The 20,684-nt window shown below is 74.7% G+C and carries 17 protein-coding genes, 1 other RNA gene and 1 pseudogene; 6 read left to right on the forward strand and 13 right to left on the reverse strand.

The window, feature by feature from the left end:
* Positions 1-48 precede the first annotated feature (48 nt).
* The 3 genes from rnpB to ACGFXC_RS32655 form a co-directional block, all read right to left on the reverse strand.
* Positions 49-451, reverse strand: an RNA gene (rnpB, locus tag ACGFXC_RS32645) — RNase P RNA component class A.
* Positions 452-657: 206 nt separating this feature from the next.
* Entirely contained in the window at positions 658-1,587 is a 930-nt protein-coding gene (locus ACGFXC_RS32650; RefSeq protein WP_393718503.1) for a helix-turn-helix domain-containing protein, read from the reverse strand.
* A 74-nt stretch (positions 1,588-1,661) separates the two neighbouring features.
* Positions 1,662-3,107, reverse strand: coding sequence for an RNB domain-containing ribonuclease (locus tag ACGFXC_RS32655; RefSeq protein WP_393718504.1), 1,446 nt, complete (start codon positions 3,105-3,107; stop codon positions 1,662-1,664).
* Positions 3,108-3,209: 102 nt separating this feature from the next.
* Between ACGFXC_RS32655 and yaaA the strand changes: the two genes are divergently transcribed.
* Complete coding sequence (gene yaaA / locus ACGFXC_RS32660) at positions 3,210-4,010, forward strand: peroxide stress protein YaaA (protein WP_393718505.1); 801 nt, start codon at positions 3,210-3,212, stop codon at positions 4,008-4,010.
* 60 nt (positions 4,011-4,070) lie between these two features.
* Here the strand turns inward: yaaA and ACGFXC_RS32665 are convergent, their stop codons facing one another.
* Together ACGFXC_RS32665 and ACGFXC_RS32670 are read right to left on the reverse strand one after the other, a co-directional pair.
* Positions 4,071-4,820 (reverse strand): bifunctional DNA primase/polymerase, encoded by a 750-nt coding sequence (locus tag ACGFXC_RS32665; RefSeq protein ID WP_393718506.1) that lies wholly within the window; start codon positions 4,818-4,820, stop codon positions 4,071-4,073.
* Between the two features lie 102 nt (positions 4,821-4,922).
* Positions 4,923-5,612: a TetR/AcrR family transcriptional regulator gene (locus ACGFXC_RS32670; protein WP_393718507.1), complete on the reverse strand. Its 690-nt coding sequence runs from the start codon at positions 5,610-5,612 to the stop codon at positions 4,923-4,925.
* Between the two features lie 98 nt (positions 5,613-5,710).
* Between ACGFXC_RS32670 and ddaH the strand changes: the two are divergent.
* Positions 5,711-6,550, forward strand: a pseudogene (gene ddaH, locus ACGFXC_RS32675) (dimethylargininase); the annotation flags it as partial.
* Positions 6,551-6,569: 19 nt separating this feature from the next.
* Here the strand turns inward: ddaH and ACGFXC_RS32680 are convergent.
* Both ACGFXC_RS32680 and ACGFXC_RS32685 read right to left on the reverse strand, forming a co-directional pair.
* Complete coding sequence (locus ACGFXC_RS32680) at positions 6,570-7,574, reverse strand: small ribosomal subunit Rsm22 family protein (RefSeq protein ID WP_393718508.1); 1,005 nt, start codon at positions 7,572-7,574, stop codon at positions 6,570-6,572.
* Positions 7,575-7,669: 95 nt separating this feature from the next.
* Positions 7,670-8,998: a Bcr/CflA family multidrug efflux MFS transporter gene (locus tag ACGFXC_RS32685; RefSeq protein WP_393718509.1), complete on the reverse strand. Its 1,329-nt coding sequence runs from the start codon at positions 8,996-8,998 to the stop codon at positions 7,670-7,672.
* A gap of 107 nt (positions 8,999-9,105) precedes the next feature.
* On the opposite strand from ACGFXC_RS32685, the gene ACGFXC_RS32690 reads away from it, so the two are divergent.
* Together ACGFXC_RS32690 and ACGFXC_RS32695 are read left to right on the forward strand one after the other, a co-directional pair.
* Entirely contained in the window at positions 9,106-9,867 is a 762-nt protein-coding gene (locus ACGFXC_RS32690; protein ID WP_393718510.1) for an SDR family oxidoreductase, read from the forward strand.
* Positions 9,868-9,944: 77 nt separating this feature from the next.
* Positions 9,945-10,817, forward strand: coding sequence for a PhzF family phenazine biosynthesis protein (locus tag ACGFXC_RS32695; protein ID WP_393718511.1), 873 nt, complete (start codon positions 9,945-9,947; stop codon positions 10,815-10,817).
* Between the two features lie 101 nt (positions 10,818-10,918).
* On the opposite strand, the gene efeU is transcribed toward ACGFXC_RS32695, so the two are convergent.
* The 6 genes from efeU to ACGFXC_RS32725 form a co-directional block, all read right to left on the reverse strand.
* The gene (efeU, locus tag ACGFXC_RS32700; RefSeq protein ID WP_393718512.1) at positions 10,919-11,782 is read right to left on the reverse strand and encodes an iron uptake transporter permease EfeU; all 864 of its coding nucleotides are present in this window, start codon (positions 11,780-11,782) and stop codon (positions 10,919-10,921) included.
* Positions 11,783-11,804: 22 nt separating this feature from the next.
* Positions 11,805-13,085, reverse strand: a complete 1,281-nt coding sequence (gene efeB / locus ACGFXC_RS32705; protein ID WP_393718513.1) for an iron uptake transporter deferrochelatase/peroxidase subunit — start codon at positions 13,083-13,085, stop codon at positions 11,805-11,807.
* Between the two features lie 28 nt (positions 13,086-13,113).
* The gene (efeO, locus tag ACGFXC_RS32710; protein WP_393718514.1) at positions 13,114-14,253 is read right to left on the reverse strand and encodes an iron uptake system protein EfeO; all 1,140 of its coding nucleotides are present in this window, start codon (positions 14,251-14,253) and stop codon (positions 13,114-13,116) included.
* A gap of 167 nt (positions 14,254-14,420) precedes the next feature.
* Positions 14,421-15,374 carry a heme ABC transporter ATP-binding protein gene (locus tag ACGFXC_RS32715; RefSeq protein WP_393718515.1) on the reverse strand — a complete coding sequence of 318 codons (954 nt, stop codon included), beginning with the start codon at positions 15,372-15,374 and terminating at the stop codon, positions 14,421-14,423.
* Entirely contained in the window at positions 15,371-16,537 is a 1,167-nt protein-coding gene (locus ACGFXC_RS32720; protein ID WP_393718516.1) for a FecCD family ABC transporter permease, read from the reverse strand. Before ACGFXC_RS32720 ends, ACGFXC_RS32715 begins: the two co-directional genes overlap by 4 nt.
* 1 nt (position 16,538) lies before the next feature.
* Complete coding sequence (locus ACGFXC_RS32725) at positions 16,539-17,567, reverse strand: ABC transporter substrate-binding protein (RefSeq protein WP_393718517.1); 1,029 nt, start codon at positions 17,565-17,567, stop codon at positions 16,539-16,541.
* Between the two features lie 128 nt (positions 17,568-17,695).
* On the opposite strand from ACGFXC_RS32725, the gene ACGFXC_RS32730 reads away from it, so the two are divergent.
* Both ACGFXC_RS32730 and ACGFXC_RS32735 read left to right on the forward strand, forming a co-directional pair.
* Positions 17,696-19,120 carry an HtaA domain-containing protein gene (locus ACGFXC_RS32730; RefSeq protein WP_393718518.1) on the forward strand — a complete coding sequence of 475 codons (1,425 nt, stop codon included), beginning with the start codon at positions 17,696-17,698 and terminating at the stop codon, positions 19,118-19,120.
* Positions 19,121-19,183: 63 nt separating this feature from the next.
* Positions 19,184-20,677 (forward strand): HtaA domain-containing protein, encoded by a 1,494-nt coding sequence (locus ACGFXC_RS32735; RefSeq protein WP_393718519.1) that lies wholly within the window; start codon positions 19,184-19,186, stop codon positions 20,675-20,677.
* Positions 20,678-20,684: the final 7 nt, after the last annotated feature.

The raw sequence follows: 20,684 nt of genomic DNA on the forward strand, positions 1-20,684 counted from the left end.
GCCCCCGCAGCCCATCGGGCGGCGGGGGCCTTTCGTCGTGCGGAACGGCAGACGAGCCGGCCTGTACGCCGGGTTCTGTCGCCCGGAGACCTCGCGGTCGCCGGGGAGACGGCCATCCATCTAGGGCCGGCGTTGCCGCCGGCCTCGTGCGGTCTACCCGCGGACATCGGGCGGGCAGCCCTCGATCGTCCGCGCAGACCCGTCCGGGGACGGATCCTCTTGACCTTGCTCCGGGTGGGGTTTACCTAGCCGCCTGAGTCACCTCAGGCGCTGGTGGTCTCTTACACCACCGTTTCACCCTTACCGGGGACCGAAGTCCCCGGCGGTCTGTTTTCTGTGGCACTGTCCCGCGGGTCACCCCGGGTGGCCGTTAGCCACCACCCTGCCCTGTGGAGCCCGGACGTTCCTCGGCGGGATCCGGGGACCCCGACGCGGCCGCCCGGCCGACTCGTCTGTCGTGGTGACCATGCTACCTGCACTGTGTAAGCGCTCTTCCCGGCGCGGGCACGGCCCGGCGGCGCCGCGCCGGGCGCGGTACGGCAACCCGCACCCCCGTGGCGGGCTGCCGCACTGCGTGGGGACTCTCCGGGGGGAGGAGGAGCCGTACGCCGAGTGTGACAAGCCGGGCCCGGCCCCGTCTTGCAGAAAACGGCGGCCTCAGCCGGGCCGGTCCGGTTGCGGGGGGAGCAGGACGCTGGTGATCCGGCCCGGCATCCGGTCCAGGGCCGAGCCCGGCGGCAGGCCGCCGCGCAGGGCCGCGAACCGGGCGGGCGGCAGGCCGGTCATGGCCTTCACGTCCCGGCCGAAGTGCGCCTGGTCGTGGTAGCCGCGGGCGGCGGCCACCTCGGCGGGCGCCGTCCCGGCCGCGAGGGCGCGCAGCGCGTGCTGGAGCCGGAACACCCGGGCGACCGCCTTGGGCGGCAGCCCGACCTCCTCCCGGAAGCGGGCGCGCAGGTGGCGGGGGCTCCAGCCGGTGTCGGCGGTGGCGCGCGCCAGCGCGCCGGGGCCGGTGTCCGCCCACAGCAGGGCCAGCGCGCCGCGCACGCCCGGGGTGATGGCCGGGCCGCCGTCCAGGCGGGCGGCGAGGACGGAGTCGAGGAGGTTGAAGCGCGCCTCCCAGCCGTCCAGGGCCCGCAGCCGCTCGGGCAGCTCCCGCCCGACGGGCCCGAGCACGTCGGCGAGGTCCACCAGGCCCTCCTCGAAGTGCGCCATCGGCACCCCGAAGAGCCGGTAGGCGCCGAGCGGGCTCATGTTCACCTCCAGCCCGTGCACCGCGCCCGCGTGCACGCCGATCGCCGGGACCGTGCGCGGCCCGGCGACGAGGGCGCGGGAGACGGGTGCGGGGCGCAGCCGGGCGGCGGCGAGCTCGCCGGTGCGGCTCACCCACAGGCCCTCGCCGAAGGCGAAGACGAGGGTGACGTGGCCGGTGGGCAGCTCCAGGCGGCGGCGGGGGGCGGGGAAGCGGGTGTGGAAGCCGGTGTAGCCGACGACGTACGGGCGCAGCACGGCGGCGGGGCGGCGCCGGGCCCCGGTGGCCCCGTCCGGTGCGGCGGACACCGGCCGTGCGGTCGTGCCGGCGTGAGCCATCCGCACCGCCTCCCCGGGGGTCGCTGCGCAGATGATGACAGGCGCCGGGCCCGGTGACCAGGGATCGGACGGGCTCAGGCCGGAGCGAAGAGGATCGTGGAGGTGCCGGGATCGGCGTGGGTGAGGCGGACCCGTACGCGGTCGCCGAGCGGCAGGTCCCGGGCGGGGGATTCGATGCGGCCGACGACCGCCGGGTCCTCCAGGTGGACGGTGCCCACCGACGGATCGTGCTCCTTGACGTCGACGACCGTCGCTTCGAAGACCTCCCCGACGCGGCCCTGGAGCAGGGCCGCCTCCACCAGGTCCACGCACTCCCGTTCCACGGTGTTCGCCAGCCGGGTGCCCTCCGCCATCTCGCGCGGCAGCGCCTCCAGCGCGGAGGTCACCCAGGCGGGCGGCGGGACCTCGGCGACGGCGGCCACGCACAGCTCGCCGGTGTACCGGTCGACGAGGCGGCGCAGCGGCGCCGTGCAGTGCGCGTACGGGGCCGCGACCGCGGCGTGCAGGGCCGGGTCCGGGGTGTGGCCGCCGGTGAAGACCGTGTAGCCGGCGCCGCGCAGCAGGGACGTGCACTCCTGGAGGAAGGCGGCGTGGGCGGGCAGGCGGGGGTCGAGGGAGCGCACGAGCCGCGCGTACGGGACGTGGTGCGGCCAGTCGATGCGCAGGGCGGCGGCCGTGCGCCGCAGCCGGCCGACCGCGCCGTCGGGGGCGGCGGGCAGGGTGCGCAGGACGCCGGTGCCGGAGGCGATCATCAGGTCGGCGGCGGCCATGCCGGTCATCAGGGAGATCTGGGCGTTCCAGCCGTCGGCGGGCAGCGGGGCCCGGTAGACGAGGGCGTACGAGCCGTCCCGGCGCTCGACGACCTCCTGTTCGGGGACGTTCAGGGAGATCCCGCCGCGCTCGGTCTCCAGCGCCTCGCGCAGGGTCCCGATCTCCTTGAGCAGGGCCAGGGCCGGTTCGGCGGTGGCGGAGTCGATGGCCCGCTGGACGCCCGCGTAGTCGAGCTTCGCCCGGCTGCGGACCAGCGCCCGGCGGACCTCGGCGGCTTCGACGCGGCCGTCGACGTCCAGGTCGAGGCGCCACAGCAGGGCGGGCCGGGTCCGGTCGGGCAGCAGGCTGGCGGCGTCCTCGGACAGGACGGGCGGGTGCAGGGGGACGCGCTCGTCGGGGAAGTAGAGGGTGGTGACCCGGCGGTGGGCCTCGGTGTCGAGGGCGCCGCCGGGGGTGACGAAGGCGGCGACGTCGGCGATGGCGTAGTGCACGCGGTAGCCGCCGCCCGGCCGCTTCGCCAGGTGCATGGCCTGGTCGAGGTCGACGGAGCCCGGCGGATCGATCGTGAACAGCGGGACGTCGGTGGCGTCGAGCTCCGGGAGGCGGGGGGCGGCGGCGGCCCGCGCGGCCTCGGCGAGCACCCCGGGCGGGAACGCCTCGGGCACGCCGAGCCGGGCGCGCAGGACGCGCAGCGCGGCCCGCAGGTCGCCGCCGTCCGCGCCGGTCATGTGCAGGAGGCGGCGTGGCATGGGTCGAGCGTATGACCGGCGGGCCGTGGCGGCACGGCGAGCCGTCTACCCTGGCTCGGGGGCCGCACCCCCTGCGCCGCGTCCTGTCGAAGGAGAACCACCGTGCTCGTGCTGCTGCCGCCCTCCGAGGGAAAGGCCGCCGGCGGCTCCGGCGCACCGCTGGAGCCCGGGTCCCTGTCGTTGCCGGGGCTGGCCGGGGCGCGGGCCGCCGTACTGGAGGAGCTCGTCGAGCTGTGCTCCGGGGACGAGCTGAAGGCGCGCGAGGTGCTGGGGCTGAGCGACGGGCTGCGCGGCGAGGTCGCCAAGAACGCGGCCCTGCGCGACGCGGTGGCCCGCCCGGCGGGGGAGGTCTACACCGGGGTGCTCTACGACGCCCTCGGGCTGGCGGGGCTGCCCGCTCCGGCGCGGGCCCTGGCCGAGCGGTCGCTGCTGGTGTTCTCGGGGCTGTGGGGCGCGGTGCGGATCACGGACCGGATCCCGTCGTACCGCTGCTCGATGGGGGTCAAGCTGCCCGGGCTCGGCGCGCTGGGCGCGTACTGGCGCACCCCGATGGCCTCGGTGATGCCGCAGGCGGCGGGGGACGGGCTGGTGCTGGACCTGCGGTCCTCGGCGTACGCCTCCGCGTGGAAGCCGAAGGGGGAGCTCGCGGGCCGGACGGCGACCGTACGGGTGCTGCACGCGCAGGTCGTCGACGGCGTCGAGAAGCGGTCGGTGGTCAGCCACTTCAACAAGGCCACCAAGGGCCGGCTGGTACGTGACCTGCTGCTGGCCGGCGCGGTTCCCGGCTCTCCGGCGGAACTGCTGACGGCCCTGCGCGACCTCGGCTACACGGTGGAGTCCGAGGCCCCGGCGAAGCCGTCGAAGGCCTGGTCCCTGGACGTGGTGGTCAGCCAGATCCACTGACGGCGCTCCCCGGGCGCCGCCCGCGCTCCCGCCCGGCGGGGACGCGGGGCGGCGGCCGGGTCAGCGGCCGAGCGGCCAGGCGACGGCCGCCGGGGTGCGGGCGGCGGTGCCGGCGTAGGCCGCGCAGGCGTCCGTGAGGGTTTCCAGCAGGGTCAGCGGGTCCGGCAGCGGGTGGCTGACGTCCCGCAGCCAGCTCACCGCGAAGTCGCCGGGCAGGGCCGCCGGCGGGAGCAGTACGTAGCTGCCGCGGCAGTGCCAGCGCAGTCCGGGGTGCTCGTCCATCGTCTCGGGGTGGCAGTCCAGTTCACAGGGCCACCACTCGTCCTCGTCCTCGGGCGTGCCCCGGGTCGCGGTGAAGAACAGCATCCGCGCCTGGTCGTCGGTGCCGCCCGACTCGGCGACCGGTCCGACCTCGATCCCGGCGTCCAGCAGCCGCTCCAGCGCGCTGCGGCCGGCGTCCAGCGGGACGTCCAGGACGTCGTGGACCATGCCGGTGGCGGTGATGAAGTTGGCCTGGGGCTGGTCGCGGGTCCAGCGCTCGATCTGCGCGCGGTCGGTGGTCGACTGGGTCTGCCAGGCGAAGGAGACCGGGTGGCGCGCGGGGGTGGGACAGCCGATGCGGTCGCACGAGCACCGGTAGCCGACGGGGTGCGCGGCGGGGGCGAGGGGGAGTCCGGCGGCGGCCACGGCCAGCAGGAGCTCTTCCCGCGCCGCGGCGGGGTCTTCGGGAGCGGGTTTCGGACGGCGGCGCAGCCACTGGGAGATCCTGCTCTGCTCGCCGCGTTTGACGCGGCCGGATTCAGACCCCATCGATCCCCTCACCTCGAACCGTTGCCCCGGAAGACCTTCACATGGTCCCACCATCTCGGGTCCCGGATGACCGCACCCCCCGAACGGGGTGCCCGCCTCACCCTAGGATCCGGCCATATGTTCCCGGCCGCCGGGTCGGGCCCCGGCGGGCGTCCGCCCGCCGGTGACGTATCCCACCCCGTGCAGCACCGCGTCCACCAGGGCGTCCGCGTGCGCGTGCGCGAGCGGCCCGGTGCGCATCAGCCACCGGTACGTCAGCGGGCCCACCAGCATCTCCACCACCAGGCGCAGATCGGTGTCCGCCGGGAGCCGGCCGGCGTCCCGCGCACTGCGCAACCGGGTTTCGTAGAGGCCGAGCTGCGGTTCGAGGAGCCGTTCGGTGAAGCGGGCGCCCAGCTCGGGATCGGTGGCCCCGGCGGCGGCGAGCGCCCGCGCGGGGGCCGCGTACCGCTCGTCGGCGAACTCGTCCACCGTGGCCCGCAGGACCGTCTTGAGGTCGGCCGCCAGGTCCCCGGTGTCGGGGAAGGCCCACGCGCCGCCCTCCGCCGCCTCCCCGGCCAGCGCCAGCGAGGCGTCCAGCAGGACGGCCGCCTTCGAGGGCCACCAGCGGTAGATGGTCTGCTTGCCGACGCCCGCGCGGGCGGCGATGGCCTCGATGGTCAGCTTGTTGTAGCCGACCTCGCCCACCAGGGCGAGCGCGGCGTCGAGGATGGCGCGCCGCGAACGGTCGCTGCGGCGGGTGGCGTCGGGGGCCTTGGCCTGGGAGGACGCGGTGTCGAGGGGCTTTCTCATGGGGCCCAACGTACCAATGCGAGACGTCTCGTCTTCCGGTGATCCACTGAACCACCCGGTCAGTTCACTGCGCGGTTCCCGTCGAGGAGGGACGATTCTCTCCACAGACGACTCGTGAGGAGCCTTCTTTGCGCAGAGACGCCACACCCCGGCGCTACCTGATGTGCCCACCGGCACACTTCAAGGTCACCTACTCCATCAACCCGTGGATGGATCCCACGAAACCGGTGGACCTGCCCCTCGCCCAAGCCCAGTGGGAAGACCTGAGGGACCGCTACCGCTCCCTCGGCCACACCGTCGAGACGCTCGAACCGCACCCGGACCTGCCCGACATGGTCTACGCCGCCAACGGCGCCCTCGTCGTGGACGGCCGGGTCCTCGGAGCCCGGTTCGCCTACCCGGAACGCACCGCCGAGGCGGAGATCCACCTCGACTGGTTCCGGGACCACGGCTTCACCGACATCCACGAGCCGTCCCACGTCAACGAGGGCGAGGGCGACTTCGCCGTCACCGCCACCTACATCCTGGCCGGCCGGGGCTTCCGCTCCAGCCCGCTCTCCCACGACGAGGCGCAGGAGTTCTTCGGCCGCCCCGTCATCGGTCTCGACCTGGTGGACCCGCGCTACTACCACCTGGACACGGCGCTGAGCGTGCTCGACGGCGACGAGATCATGTACCACCCGCCGGCCTTCTCGCCGGGCAGCCAGGCCGTCCTGCGCAGGCTCTTCCCGGACGCCCTGCTCGTGGACTCCCGCGACGCGGCGGCCTTCGGCCTGAACTCGGTCTCCGACGGGCGGCACGTGCTGCTCCCGCAGGCCGCGACCGGGCTGCTGGAGCCGCTGCGCGAGCGCGGCTTCGAACCGGTGCCGATGGACCTGGGCGAACTGCTCAAGGGCGGCGGCAGCGTGAAGTGCTGCACCCAGGAGCTGCGGCCCTAGCGGCGCCCGGCCCGTCGTCCTACGGGGCCTCCGCGGGCGGCCACTGGCGACCCCAGTCCGCATCGCGGGCGGCCTTGTAGAGGTCGCCGTGGCGCTTGGTGACGATGGCCCGCGTCAGGCCCTCGTCCCGCGGACCGCACAGCTCCAGCTGGACGAGCCCCTTCCGGATCTGCGGCCTGCGCGTGATCCGGGAGGGGACCGGCGTCACCGGGAAGCGGGTGGCGGCGACGTAGCTGAACTTCTCGTCCTCGTACGGGAGCGAGCCGCCCTTGACCTGCCGGTGCAGGGAGGAGCGGCTGACCCGCGCCGAGAAGTGGCACCAGTCCTGGCCGGGCTCGATCGGGCAGGTCCCGTCGTGCGGGCAGGGCGCGGCCACGTTCAGTCCGGCCTCGATCAGCTGGTCGCGGGCCTCGCGGATGCGCAGGTAGCCCTCCGGGGTGCCCGGCTCGATCAGCACGACGGCCCGCCCGGCGCGGGCCGACTCGGCGACGACCGCCCGGCGGGCCTGCGGCGTCAGCTCGCCGAGCACGTACGAGACCGTCACCAGGTCCGCGTCGGGCAGGGCGATCCCGGCGCCGATGACGGCCCGGCGCCACTCGGCCCCGCGCAGCGCCTCCGAGGCCGCCCGGCCCGCCAGCTCGCGGCCGAGGGCCAGCGCCGGCTCCGCCCAGTCCAGTACGGCCGTGGTGCGGGGACCGTCCCAGGTCGCGTCGACGGCCCAGGTCGCCGCGCCCGTACCGCCGCCGACGTCCACGTGCGAGCCCGGGACCCAGTCCGGCGCGGCTCCGGCGAGCCCGTCGAGGGCGGAGCGGACGGCCTCGAAGGTGGCCGGCATCCGGTAGGCCGCGTACGCCGCCACGTCGGAGCGGTCGCGCAGGACGGGGGCGTCGGTGGGGATGGTGCCCCGGTAGTTGGCGATCAGCCGCTCGACGGCGGCCGTGGCCTGCTTCGGCGGGAGCCCGTCGAGCAGCCCGGCGAGGGCGCTGCGGAGGGTCTCGGCGGTGGTGGGGGCGGTGGCGTTCACCAGCGAAGTTTACGGCGGCCCGGCCCGGAGCCGGACCGGCCCCGGGGGCGGACCGGCCCCGGGGGCGGACCGGCCCCGGGGCCGGTCCGCGCCGGTCACTCGGGCTGCGGCTCCCGGGGGCGCCAGGGGCGGCACATGCCGAGGAAGCAGCCCACCGCGAGCAGGGAGCAGCTCAGCTGGACCAGGGCCATCGGCACCGCCGTGTGCTCGCCCGCGATCCCGACCAGCGGCGAGGCCACCGCACCGACCAGGAAGGAGGAGGTGCCCAGCAGCGCGGACGCCGAGCCGGCGGCGTGCGGGGTGCGCATCAGGGCCTGCGCGTTGGTGTTCGGCAGGACCAGGCCCATCGCCGACATCAGGACGAACAGCCCGGCGGCGACGGGGACCAGCCCGGCCTCGCCGAACACCCCGGAGGACATCAGCAGCAGGGCGACGGACGCCGCCGTGATGACGGCGAGACCGGCCGCGAGGGCCCGGTCCAGGCTGACCCGGCCGACGAGCAGCTTGCCGTTGACCTGGCCGACGATGATCAGCCCGACGGAATTGAGGCCGAACAGCAGGCTGAAGGCCTGCGGGGAGGCGCCGTAGATCTCCTGCACCACGAACGGCGAGGCGGATATGTAGGAGAACAGCACGGCGAAGGAGAAGCCGCCCGCCAGCGTGTACCCGGCGAAGACCCGGTCGCCCAGCAGCCCCCGCATCGTCCGCAGGGCGGAACCCACCCCGCCGGTGTGCCGGCGTTCGGGCGGCAGCGTCTCCCCGAGACCGCGCCACACCACCAGGGTGAGCGCGAGGCCGACGGCCGTCAGCACGACGAAGACCCCCCGCCAGTCCGCGAAGCGCAGCACCTGGCCGCCGATGAGCGGGGCGATGATCGGGGCGACCCCGGATATGAGCATCAGGGTGGAGAAGAAGCGGGCCATCTCGACCCCGTCGTACAGGTCGCGCACGACGGCCCGCGCGATGACGATCGCGGCCGCCCCGGCCAGGCCCTGGAGCAGCCGGAAGGCGATCAGCAGCTCGGCGGTCGGGGCCAGGGCGCAGATGGCGGTGGCGAGGACGTAGACGACCATGCCCGTGAGCAGCGGCCGGCGGCGCCCCCACTTGTCGCTCATCGGGCCGATCACGAGCTGGCCCAGGGCCATGCCGGCGAGGCAGGCGGTGAGGGTGAGCTGGATGGTCGCGGCCGGGCTGCGCAGGGCGTTCGTCACCTCCGGCAAGGCCGGCAGGTACATGTCCATGGACAGCGGGGGGAGGGCGGTGAGGCCGCCCAGGATGAAGGTGACGAGCAGGCCGGTGCGGCGCGCGGCCGTCAGGGGGACGGCCGGAGCGGGAGCGGGGGAGGAGTGGCGGGAAGGGGAAGGGGAGGGGGAATCGGGCCCGGGGCCCTGCGAGGGGGCCGTGGAGGGGCCTCTCTCCGACATCGGTTCTCCAGTCTTTTCATCTGCTTTACGCACCCCTGACCGACCCATGCTCTCAGCTGTCGGAACGTCCGTGGACGGATGTGCGCCGTGACGTAGCCTGCGGCCCCATGAACGCTCCGCTGAAGAAGATCGCTGTTGTGACGGGAGCCGGCTCCGGGATCGGCCGCTCCGTGGCCCTCGCCCTCGCCGGGGCCGGCTGGTCGGTGGCCGTGGCCGGACGCCGGACCGGGCCCCTGGAGGAGACCGCCGCGGCCGCCGGGGAGGGCGCGGACGTGCTGCCCGTACGGGCGGACGTGAGCGACGCCGACGAGGTGGCCGCACTCTTCGCCGCCGTCCGCGAGCGCTACGGGCGGCTCGACCTGCTCTTCAACAACGCCGGCACCTTCGGCCCGGCCGGCGTCGCGCTGGAGGACATCACCCCCGAGGCCTGGCGGCAGGTCGTCGACGTCAACCTGACCGGGTCCTTCCTCTGCGCGCAGGCCGCCTTCCGGACGATGAAGGCCCAGGACCCGCAGGGCGGCCGGATCATCAACAACGGCTCCATCTCGGCCCACGTGCCCCGGCCGAACTCCATCGCCTACACGGCGACCAAGCACGCCATGACGGGCCTGACGAAGTCCCTGTCGCTCGACGGGCGCCCGTACCGGATCGCCTGCGGCCAGATCGACATCGGCAACGCGGCCACCGAGATGACCGCGCGCATGCAGACCGGGATCCTCCAGGCCAACGGGCAGCTGGCGGTGGAGCCCGTCATGGACGCCGCCGACGTCGCGCGCACGGTCCTGCACATGGCGGAGCTGCCGCTGGAGGCCAACGTCCAGTTCGCGACGGTGATGGCCACGTCGATGCCGTACATCGGGCGGGGCTGAGGGCGGGGCCGAGACCCCGGGCCGCCGGGCGGCCGGCCTGCGGGAATGCCGCCGGGGGCACCCCGGTTGTCCCGGGCATGACTACTGACGCCGGTCCGGCCGTACTGCGCTACACCGCCTTCTCCCGCGAACCCGAGGGCGGCAACCCCGCCGGGGTCGTCCTCGACGCGAGCGTCCTGGACGACCCCGCGATGCTCGCCGTCGCGGCGGAGCTCGGCTACAGCGAGACGGCCTTCCTGACCGCCCCGCCCGCGGACCTGGGCGGGGTGCCCGGGCGGGCCTTCACCCTGCGGTTCTTCAGCCCCAAGGCGGAGGTCACCTTCTGCGGGCACGCCACCGTCGCCGCCTCCGTGGCGCTGGCCGAGCGGATCGGCCCCGGCGAGCTCCTCTTCGCGACCCCGGCCGGTCCCGTACCGGTCACGGTGGCCGAGGACGGGGGCGTCCTGCGCGCCACCCTGACCAGCGTCGCCCCGCACACCGAGGAGATCTCCGGACCCGACCTCGCCGAGGCCCTGGACGCGCTGCGCTGGCCCGCCGCCGACCTGGACCCCGCCCTCCCGGCCCGGATCGCCTACGCCGGAGCCCGCCACCTGGTGATCGGCGCCGGCAGCCGGGAGCGGCTCGCCGGCCTCGACTACGACTTCGGCCGGCTGGAGGCCGTGATGCGGCGTCTGGACCTCACCACCCTCCAGCTCGTGTGGCGGGCCGGGCCGGAGCTCTTCCACGTGCGCAACCCCTTCCCCGTCGGCGGCGTCGTGGAGGACGCCGCCACCGGAGCGGCCGCCGCCGCCTTCGGGGCGTACGCGCGGGAGCTCGGGCTGGTCCCCGAGGAGGCCGTCCTCACCCTCCACCAGGGCCAGGACATGGGCCGCCCCGGCGTCCTGACGGTGGTGCTGCGCGCGGGCGACCCCCGGGTCCGGGTCGCGGGCACGGCCGTCCGCATCCCCTGACCGCGCGGCGCGGGTGAGGTCCGGGCCCCCGGCGAACGCGCGACGCCCGGCCGCGTCCCCCTCACGGGGCGTGCGGCCGGGCGTCGGCGGTGTGCGGGGCGTCAGCCGCGCGGCGGGGCCGCCGCGGACTGCTTCGGGGCGTTCGGGGTGGCGGACCCGCGGCCGAAGCCGGCCGGGGCCAGGAACAGCGCCAGCACCACGACCAGGTACAGGGACCACACCACCAGCTGGTACACGGTGGGGTCGGGCTGGAAGTTGAGCACGCCCTTGAGCAGGACCCCGTACCAGCTGTCCGGCGGGAGCGCGGAGCTGATGTCGAAGGCCTTGTCCTGGAGGCCGCCGAGGAAGCCGGCCTCCTGGAGGTCGTGCACTCCGTACGCGAGGACGCCCGCGGCCACGACCACCAGCATGCCGCCGGTCCACCGGAAGAACTTCGCCAGGTTGATCTTCAGGGCGCCCCGGTAGAAGAGCCAGCCCAGCACGATCGCCGTAGCGATGCCCAGCAGCACCCCGATCAGCGGTGCCGAGGAGCCCTCGCCGCTGGCCCGGACCGAGGCCCATACGAACAGCGCCGTCTCCAGCCCCTCGCGGCCCACCGCCAGGAAGGCGGTGGCCACCAGCGCGCCGGTGCCCATCGCCAGGGCCGCGTCGAGCTTGCCCTCCAGCTCGCCCTTCAGGTGCCGGGCGGTCTTCTTCATCCAGAAGACCATCCAGGTCACCAGGCCGACGGAGATGATCGACAGGCTGCCGCCCAGCAGTTCCTGCGCCTCGAAGGTCAGCTCCTGCGTCCCGAAGGTGAGCAGGGCGCCGAAGGCCAGCGACAGGGTGCAGGCGATGCCGATGCCGAGCCAGACCGGGCGCAGCGCGGCCCGGTGGTCCGTCTTCACCAGGTACGCGATGAGGATGCAGACGACGAGGCTGGCCTCCAGGCCCTCGCGCAGGCCGATCAGATAGTTGCCGAACACGGCGTTTCCTCTCCGGCGGGGACTACGCGAACAGCGTCCGGCCCCACCAGTCGTCCTTGTCGCGGACGCCCGGCGGGACGGCGAAGACGGCCGAACCCACGTGCTGGATGTATTCGTTGAGCGCGTCGTTCTTGGCGAGCTGCCGCTGGACCGGCACGAAGCCCTTGCGGACGTCCCGCTGGTAGGCGAGGAAGAACAGCCCCGCGTCGAGACGGCCGAGGCCGTCGGTACCGTCGGTGAAGGAGTAGCCGCGGCGCAGGATCGTCGCGCCGTCGTTGGAGTCCGGGTGCGCCAGGCGGACGTGCGCGTCGGGCTTCATCGCCTTCAGGAAGGGCTCGTCGCGCTCCTTGGACTTGCCGACGGCGGCGCCCTCGCCCTTGTCGCGGCCGAAGACGTCCTCCTGCTCCTGGAGGGAGGTGCGGTCCCAGGTCTCGATGTGCATCCGGATGCGGCGGGCGACCAGGTACGAGCCGCCGGCCAGCCAGTCGCCGCCGTCGTCCGCGCCGACCCACACGTGCCGGTCCAGGGCCGCGGTGTCGGTGCCCGAGACGTTCCGGGTGCCGTCCTTGAAGCCCATCATGTTGCGCGGGGTCTGCGCGTCCGGGGTGGTGGACGAGGTCTTGCCGAAGCCGAGCTGCGACCAGCGCACGGCGACCTTGCCGAAGCCGATGCGGGCCAGCTGGCGGATGGCGTGCACCGCGACCTGCGGGTCGTCGGCGCAGGCCTGGACGCACAGGTCGCCGCCGGAGCGGGCCGGGTCCAGGTTGTCGCCGGGGAAGGGCTCCAGGTCCACCAGGGCCTCGGGGCGCCTGCCCTCCAGGCCGAAGCGGTCCTTGGCGAAGAGGCCCGGGCCGAAGCCGACGGTCAGGGTGAGCCGGGAGGCCTTCAGGCCGAGCGCCTCGCCGGTGTCGTCCGGCGGGGCCTCGGGGAGGCCGCCGAAGCCGCCCTCGCCGACCGGCCGGCCGGCCGTCATCCGGCGGGCGGCCTCGGTCCAGTCCTTGAGGAGCCGGACCAGCTCGGCGCGGTCCTTCGTCTTCACGTCGAACGCGGCGAAGTGCAGCCGGTCCTGGACGGCGCTGGCGATGCCGGCCTGGTGCTCCCCGTGGAAGGGGACGGCCGCCCCGGCGGAGCCCGCCGGGGCGATGCCCGATTCGCCGTTGAGGGCGGCGACCGCGCCGCCCGCGGCGGCGGCGCCGAGCGCGAGACCGGCTCCGCCCCAGCCCAGCACGGAGCGCCGCGAGGGTGCGGTCCGGCCGCCCCCGGTGGCGTCGCCCCCGGGATCCCGCTGCGTCTGCTCGGTCATCGTCGCTCCCGCCTCTCCTGGCCCGTGACTACTTGGCGACCGCGGCGGCGAGCTTCGACAGCGGCTCGGCCAGGGCGTTCACGCTGTCGGAGAACTGCTTGCGGTCGGCCTCGCCGACCTTGTCATACGCGATGAAGTCGGTGGCGCCCGGGGCGCTGCGGTACTTCTCCAGCAGGGTGTCGAGCGCGGCGAACTGCTTGTCGAGCTCCGTCACCAGGGCCGCGTCGTTCTTCGCGGCGACCGGCTTGAGCAGCTCGTACGCCTTCTGGGCGCCCTCGACGTTGGCCTTGAAGTCGTCCAGGTCGGTGTGGGAGTAGCGGTCCTCCTCACCCGTGATCTTGCCGGTGGCGACCTCGTCGAGGAGCTCCTTGGCGCCGTTGGCCATCGAGGTGGGGGTGATCTCCGCGGTGCCGACGCGCTTCTGCCAGTCGGCGAGGTCGGTGTCCAGCTGGGTGGCGAGGGTCTTCTCCTCGTCACCGATCTTGTTGTCGGCCCACAGGGCCTTCTCCAGGCGGTGCCAGCCGGTCCACTTCTGGCCGGGCTCCAGACCGTCCTCGCGGGTGTCGGTCTTCGGGTCGATGTCACCGAAGGACTCGGCGACCGGCTCGGTGCGCTCCCAGCCGGTGCGGGACGGCGCGAAGGCCTTCTTGGCGGCCTCGACGTCACCGGCGCGGACGGCGTCGGTGAAGGTCTTCACCTTCGGGAGGGTCTCGTCGGCCTGCTCCTGCGCGTACTTGCGGTACGCGGCGACCGCGGCGTCCAGCGCCGGATCGCGCTTCTCGTCGCCGCCCTTGCCGGTGGCCTTGACCTTGGTGCGGATGCCGTCGCCCTTCATGCCGGGCTTGCAGGCGAAGGCGTAGTCGCCCGCCTTGATCTCGGCGGTGATGGTGGCCTTGGTGCCGGGGCCGATGTTCTCGCGCTCGGCGACGATGCGGTCGTCCGGGAAGAGCACGTAGAGCTCGGTGACCTTGGAGCCCTTGTTCTCGACCTCGATGGAGACCTTGCCGGCCGGGAACTCGGTCTTGGAGAGCTCGCAGGCGCTGTCCGTCGCGTTCACGTGGATCGCGCCGTCCCCGCCCTGGTCGCTCTTCTCCGCGCAGCCGGTGACGGCGGTGAGGGCGGCGACCGCGGCGACCGCGGTGAGGAGGGTGAGACGGGCGGGGCGCATGGGGGCTCCTGCGAGGGTGGAGGCTGAGTGGAGGCACGGTAGTGAGGCGGACCTAACTTAACCGAGGCTTACCTGACCGATACCCACTCGTCCAGTGATTCAGCTCTCACCTTCCGGGCCCGGACACGAGGCCGTCACGACCCCTCCATGACGGCCTCAAGCAAGGGTCAAGCCCGGGTCAAGTCCCCGTCCGCGCTCCGTGCGCCGGGACGCTCCGAGCCCTGTTCCCCCATGGCCCGTTCCCGTACGGGGACCACCAGCGGGGCCCCGGTCCGCGGGTGCGGGAGCACCTCGACGGGCTGCCGGTAGACCCCGCTGAGCAGCGCGTCCTCGAACACCTCGGACGGGGGCCCGCACACCGCGATCCGGCCGTCGTGCAGGACCGCCGCCCGGTCGGCGTAGGCCGCCGCCAGGCCGAGGTCGTGCAGCACCACGACCACCGCGTCCCCGGCCGCGGCCCGCTCCCGGCAGATCCGCAGCACCAGCTCCTGGTGGCGCAGGTCCAGGGCCGCCGTGGGCTCGTCGAGCAGCAGCAGGGGGGTCCGCTGGGCCAGTACGCGGGCCAGCGCGACCCGGGCCCGCTCGCCGCCGGAGAGCGCGGAGAAGGGCCGTTCGGCGAACCGGGTGACCTCGGTGGCCGCCATCGCGGTGGCCACGGCCTCCTCGTCGGCGCCGGCCAGCGGGGTGCCCGCCCAGGGTGCGCGGCCCATCCGGACCACGTCCGCCACCGGGAAGGGGAAGGCCAGCGCGGCCGCCTGGGGCAGCACGGAGCGGCGCAGGGCCAGCTCGGGGGCCGGCCAGTCGCCGACCGGACGCCCGTCGATCCGTACGCTCCCGGCGTCGGCGGGCAGATCGGCGGCCAGCGCCGCGAGCAGGGTGGACTTGCCCGCGCCGTTCGGGCCCACCAGGGCGAGCACCTCGCCCGCGTACGCGCTCAGCGAGGCCCCGGCGAGCACCTCCCGTTCCCCCAGGCGCACGCGCAGGTCCACGGCCTCGGCGTAGGCGGTGCCGGGGGCGGGGCGGGCGGGGACCGTCCGCCCGTTGCGGCCGAAGCGGCCGAAGAAGCGGCCCGGGGGGCCGGCCGGGTCCGGGGCGCTCGGGCCGTTCGGTGCGCTGGTCACGCCCAGCCTCCTTGCTTGCGGCGGGTGCGGCGCAACAGCCAGAAGAAGAACGGGCTGCCGATCAGGGCGGTGAGGACGCCGAGGGGGAGTTCGGCGGGCGCGGCGACGGTCCGGGCGGCCAGGTCGCCGCCGGCCAGGACCACGGCCCCGGCCAGCGCGCTGCCGGGCACCAGGAAGCGGTGCCCGGGGCCGTTCGCCATGCGCAGCAGGTGCGGGACGAGCAGGCCCACGAAGGTGATGACCCCGGCCACGGCGACGGCGGCCGCCGTCAGCAGCGCCACCACCAGGATCAGGGCCAGCCGCAGCCGTTCGACGTCGATCCCCAGGTGGCGGGCGGGGCGTTCGCCGAGGGCCAGGAGGTCCAGGCGGCGGGCGTAGAAGGGGGCGACGAGCAGTCCGGCCAGCGCGCAGGGCAGGACGGCGAGCACCTTGGGCCAGGTGGCCTGGGCGAGGGAGCCGAGCTGCCAGAAGGTGATCTGGTTGACCTGGCCGCTGTCCGCGAAGAAGACGAACAGGCCGATCAGGGCGCCCGCGAAGGCATTGACGGCGATGCCGGTGAGGATCAGGGTGACGACTTCGGTCCGGCCGCCGTTGCGGGACAGCAGGTAGACCGCTCCGACGGTGACCAGCCCCGCGACGAAGGCGCAGGCGGTGATGGTCCAGTTGCCGAAGAAACTGAGGCCCAGTCCGATGGCGGCGACCGCGCCGACGGCGGCGCCCGCCGAGATGCCGATCACGCCGGGTTCGGCGAGCGGGTTGCCGAACACGCCCTGCATCAGCGCACCGGCGCAGCCGAGGCTGGACCCGACGAGCAGCGCGAGCACGACGCGCGGCAGCCGTACGTTCCACAGCACGCTCTCCCCGACCCGGTCGAGGGGGGCGCCGCCGAGGCCCAGCCGGTGCTGGACGGAGGCGAGCACGTCGCCGGTGGGGATGCGGTACGCGCCGACGCCCGCCGAGACCACGGCGAGCACCAGCAGGGCGGCCACCAGCAGGAGGGTGAGCCACGGCGCCGTGCGCCGGCGCGCCCGCACCGGCTCCCCGGGAGCCTCCGGCACGGGCGCAGCGGCCGGTGCCGTCGCCGGGGCGGCTCCGGGGGCCCGCGCGCCGGGGCCGGCCCCGGCGTCGGCGCCGCCGCGCGGGGGATCGTAGGAGAGGGTCACGTCAGGCACCCTTGCCGTAGAGCTGTGCGACCAGCGAGGACAGCACCTGGTCGGTGCGGGGGCCGTAGTTGAGCAGGACGCCGTCGTCGATGCTGACCACCCTGCGGTCCATCCCGGCCGGGGTCTGGGCCACGCCCGGGATCTTGACCAGGCCGTCGACGCCGCCGACCGATTCGAGGCCCTTCGACATCACGAGCAGCGCGTCGGGCGCGGCGGCGGCCAGGGCCTCGCTGGTGATCGGGGTGAAGTCCTTGCCGAGCCCGGACTCCTTGCCGGTGTCGACGGCTCCGGCCGCCTCCAGCAGCGAGGCGGCGCCGGAGTCGGAGCCGCCCAGCAGGTAGACGGAGGCGGTGCCGCGCAGGTAGAGGAAGGCGACCCGGGGCTTCTTCGCGGACGCCGGGGGGACGTGCGCGCGGGCGGCGGCGAGCCGCTGCGCCGTGCGCTGCGCCAGCTGCTCCCCGGCGTCCTTGACGCCCAGGGCGGCGGCGACCGCGCCGATCCGCCCGGGCACGTCCTCCAGGGACTTGGCGGGGGCGATCACCAGCACCGGGACGCCGGCGGCGCGGATCTGCTGCACGGCCTCGCCCGGACCGGTGGTGGTCTCGGCCAGCACCAGCGTCGGACGCAGCGACAGGACGCTCTCGGCGGAGACGTCGTGTCCACGTGTCACCACCGGCAGGGACGCGGCCTGTTCGAAGGTGGCGGTGATGTCGCGGGCGACGACCTGCCCGCCGAGGCCGAGGGTCTGCACGATCTCGTTGAGGCTGCCGCTCAGCGGGATGACCCGCTCGGCGGAGCCGATGGTGACCTGCGTCCCGTCGGCCGAGGGGACGGTCACCGGCAGGACGGGCCGGGGGACCGCCGCGAGGGGTTCCACCCGGTCCGGGGGCGCGGGGGCGCCGTGGGCGGGGGAAGAGCCTGCGGGAGCGGCCGTCCCCGCGCAGCCCGTCACGGCCAGTGCCAGTGCTGCCACGGCAAGGGCGAGACGGGAAATGCGGGGAACGCGGCGTGACGCGGCGGGCGTAGGCACGAAGGCACCGTCCTGATCGTCCGACTGGGAGCTGGGCTTGGAATTCCGTCGGCACCGGGGGTTCCCCGCTCGACCGGGATAGCTTAGGTTAGCCTAACTTTACTCGCTAGACCCTGGAGGGGACCTTCATGTCCGCAAGACCCGCCCGCGCTCTCGCCGTCGCCGTACTGACGGTCCTGCTCGGGGCCCTGCTCCCGGCCTCCGCCGCGGAGGCGGCGGGCCGCACCGTGCAGGGGGGTCGGCTCGACTGGGGCATCAAATCGTCCTTCCAGAGTTATGTCACGGGCCCCGTCGCGAAAGGCTCTTTCAAGCTGACCGGCGGCGCCGCCACGGCCGGCGGCAGCCTCTTCCGCTTCCACTCGGCGACCGGTTCCTACGACCCCGGCTCCGGGGCCTTCGACGCCGCCTTCTCCGGCGGCGTGACCTTCCAGGGCCACCAGAAGCCGGACGGCGCCTACGAGCTGGACATGACCGTCAGCCGGCCCACCGTCCGGATCTCCGGCGGCAGCGGCACCCTGTACGTGGACGTCTCCAGCAAGGCCAAGGACACCGGCGCCGTCACCACCGAAGCGCAGGTGCCGTTCGCCACGCTCGGCCTCGGCGGGGTGAACATGAAGGGCGGCGGCAGCCCGGTCGCCCTGACCGACATCCCTGCCACGCTGACCGCGCAGGGCGCCAAGTCCTTCGCCGGGTACTACGCGGCCGGCGCCGCGCTCGACCCCGTCTCGCTGTCCGCCGACGTCCTGGCCCCGGCCCCCGACGGCGGCGCGCAGCCCTCGCAGCCGGCGAGCCCGCCCGCGCAGGGCGCGCAGGAGCCGCAGGCGCAGGGCGGCTTCACCGACGCCGCCGTCGACTGGGGCGTGCGCCGCACCTTCCGCGAGTACGTCACCGGCTCCATCGGCCAGGGCAAGTGGACCCTCGCCGAGGGCGCCCGGGACGGTGGCGCACTGTTCCGCTTCCCGCAGGGCAAGGGCACGTACGACGGCCAGAAGGGCACGCTCGACGCCGCCTTCGCCGGCACGGTCCTGTTCACCGGCGCCCATCTGGACCTGGGGCTCGGCAAGCTGAGCGTCAAGGTCGAGAACGGCAAGGGCGTCCTGTCGGCCGACGTGACCACCGGCGGGCAGACCAAGAACGCCGTGCCGCTCGTCGCGTTCGACGCCAAGAACCTGAAGACCGAGGGGAACCTCGTCACCCTGACCGAAGCCCCGGCCACCCTCACCGAGGGCGGCTCCCAGGCCTTCAACTCCATGTACCAGCCGGGCACCGAGATGGACCCCGTCTCCCTCGCCGTCGCCCTGGACGGCTCCGCGCGCCTGCCCGCGCTGCCCGACCTCGGCTCCACGGCGGCCTCCCCGGCGCCGCCCGCCGCCGCCCAGCCCTCCGCCCCCGCCGCCCCGGCCCCCGCCGCGACGCGCGGGTCCTCCTCCGCCACCGGGCTGTACGTCGCCCTCGCCGTGGCCGTCCTGGTCCTGGCCGGCGGCGCCGCCTTCCTGGTGCTGCGCCGGCGCCGTACGGCAGCGGCCCCGGCCGCGCCCACCGACGCGCCGTAACACCCCCGCCTCGTGCGCATTTCTCCGTCCCTCGTTCCCCGTGTCCCCCAGGAGTGCCCAGCCATGTCGTCCCACCGCCGTCCGGCCGTCCTCGCGGCCGCCGTCCTCACCGCCGCCGGCCTCGGCGCCGCCGCCTTCGTGGTCCCCGCCGTCGCGGCGGGCGGCGCACCGGCCGCCGGGGCGGCCCAGTCCGCCGCGGCCCCGATACCGGTGCTCGGCGGCACCCTCGACTGGGGCGTGCTGGAGAGCCTGCGCAGCTACGTGAAGGGCATCGGCTCGGTCACCGCCGAAGACGGCGCCACCGAGGTCCCGGGCGGCTTCCGCTTCGGCCAGGCGACGGGCCAGTACGACGAGGCCGGCGGCAACGTCGTGACCGCGGCCTTCAAGGGCCGGGTCGTCTTCGACGGCACCGCCCACGGCTTCGTCGTCAAGATGGAGAACTTCCGGATCGACTCCGGGACGAAGAAGGTCACGGCCGACGTCACCCGGAACGGCAAGCTGACGCCGAACGTCCCGCTGGCCACCGTGGCCTTCACCGGCCCGGAGATGAAGGACCTCACCACCACCCTCACCCCCGAGTTCGGCGCCGCGTTCGACCGCGCCGCGTACGTCGGCAAGCCGGGCGACAAGCTGACGGTGGCCCTGGAGTTCCCGAAGCCGCCCGTCAGCACTCCGCCGGTCACCCCGCCGGTCACCCCGCCCGTGACCCCGCCGGTCACCCCGCCCGTCACCCCGCCGGTCACGGCGAAGCCCACCGGCTCCGCCCCGGCCGACGGCGTCCAGCCGCTCCTCGCGGGCAAGCTGCGCTGGGGCGTGAAGGAATCCCTGCGCTCCTACGTGACCAGCGTGACCCCGGCGGGCGGGGCGGCGAAGGACGGCGACAGCTTCTCCTTCGCCTTCGGCAAGGGCGAGCTGGACACCAAGAAGCAGAAGCTCAGCGCCGCCTTCGAGGGCAACCTGCGCTTCCAGCACGCCGAGCACGGCGTCGACCTCACCTTCACCCACGTGCGCATCAACACCGAGGGCGACAAGGGCACCCTGGTCCTGGACGTCGTCGCACCCGACGGGACCAAGAAGGACGTCCCCTTCGCCACCCTCGCCCTGCCGAAGACGGACTACACGACGCAGAACAAGGTGCTGGCCCTCGGCGGCGTCCGCGCGGCCCTCACCGCCGAGGGCGCGAACGCCTTCGCGTACAAGGGCAAGCCCATGTACGAGGCCGGCGTGCGGATGGACGACGTCAACCTCTCGGTGGCCCTGGACAAGGACGTCACCCTCCCGCCGGCCGGCACCACGGGCGGCTCCGGCACCACGGGCGGTACGGGCACCACGGGCGGCAGCGGCACCACCGGCAGCGGCACCACCGGCGGTGGCTCGGCCGGCGGTTCGGCCGGCGGCGGCTCCGTCGGCGGCGCGGGCACCGGCACCGGCGGGAACCTCGCCGCCACCGGTTCCGAGATCCCGGCCGGAGCCCTGCTCGGCGCCTCCGGCGCGGTGGTCGCGGCCGGCGCGGGCGCGGTGTTCCTCGCCCGCCGCCGCCGTACGGCCCAGAACTGACCCGTGC

It is taken from the genome of Streptomyces sp. NPDC048507, from assembly GCF_043199995.1.
In the GTDB taxonomy this organism is placed as follows: Bacteria; Actinomycetota; Actinomycetes; order Streptomycetales; family Streptomycetaceae; genus Streptomyces.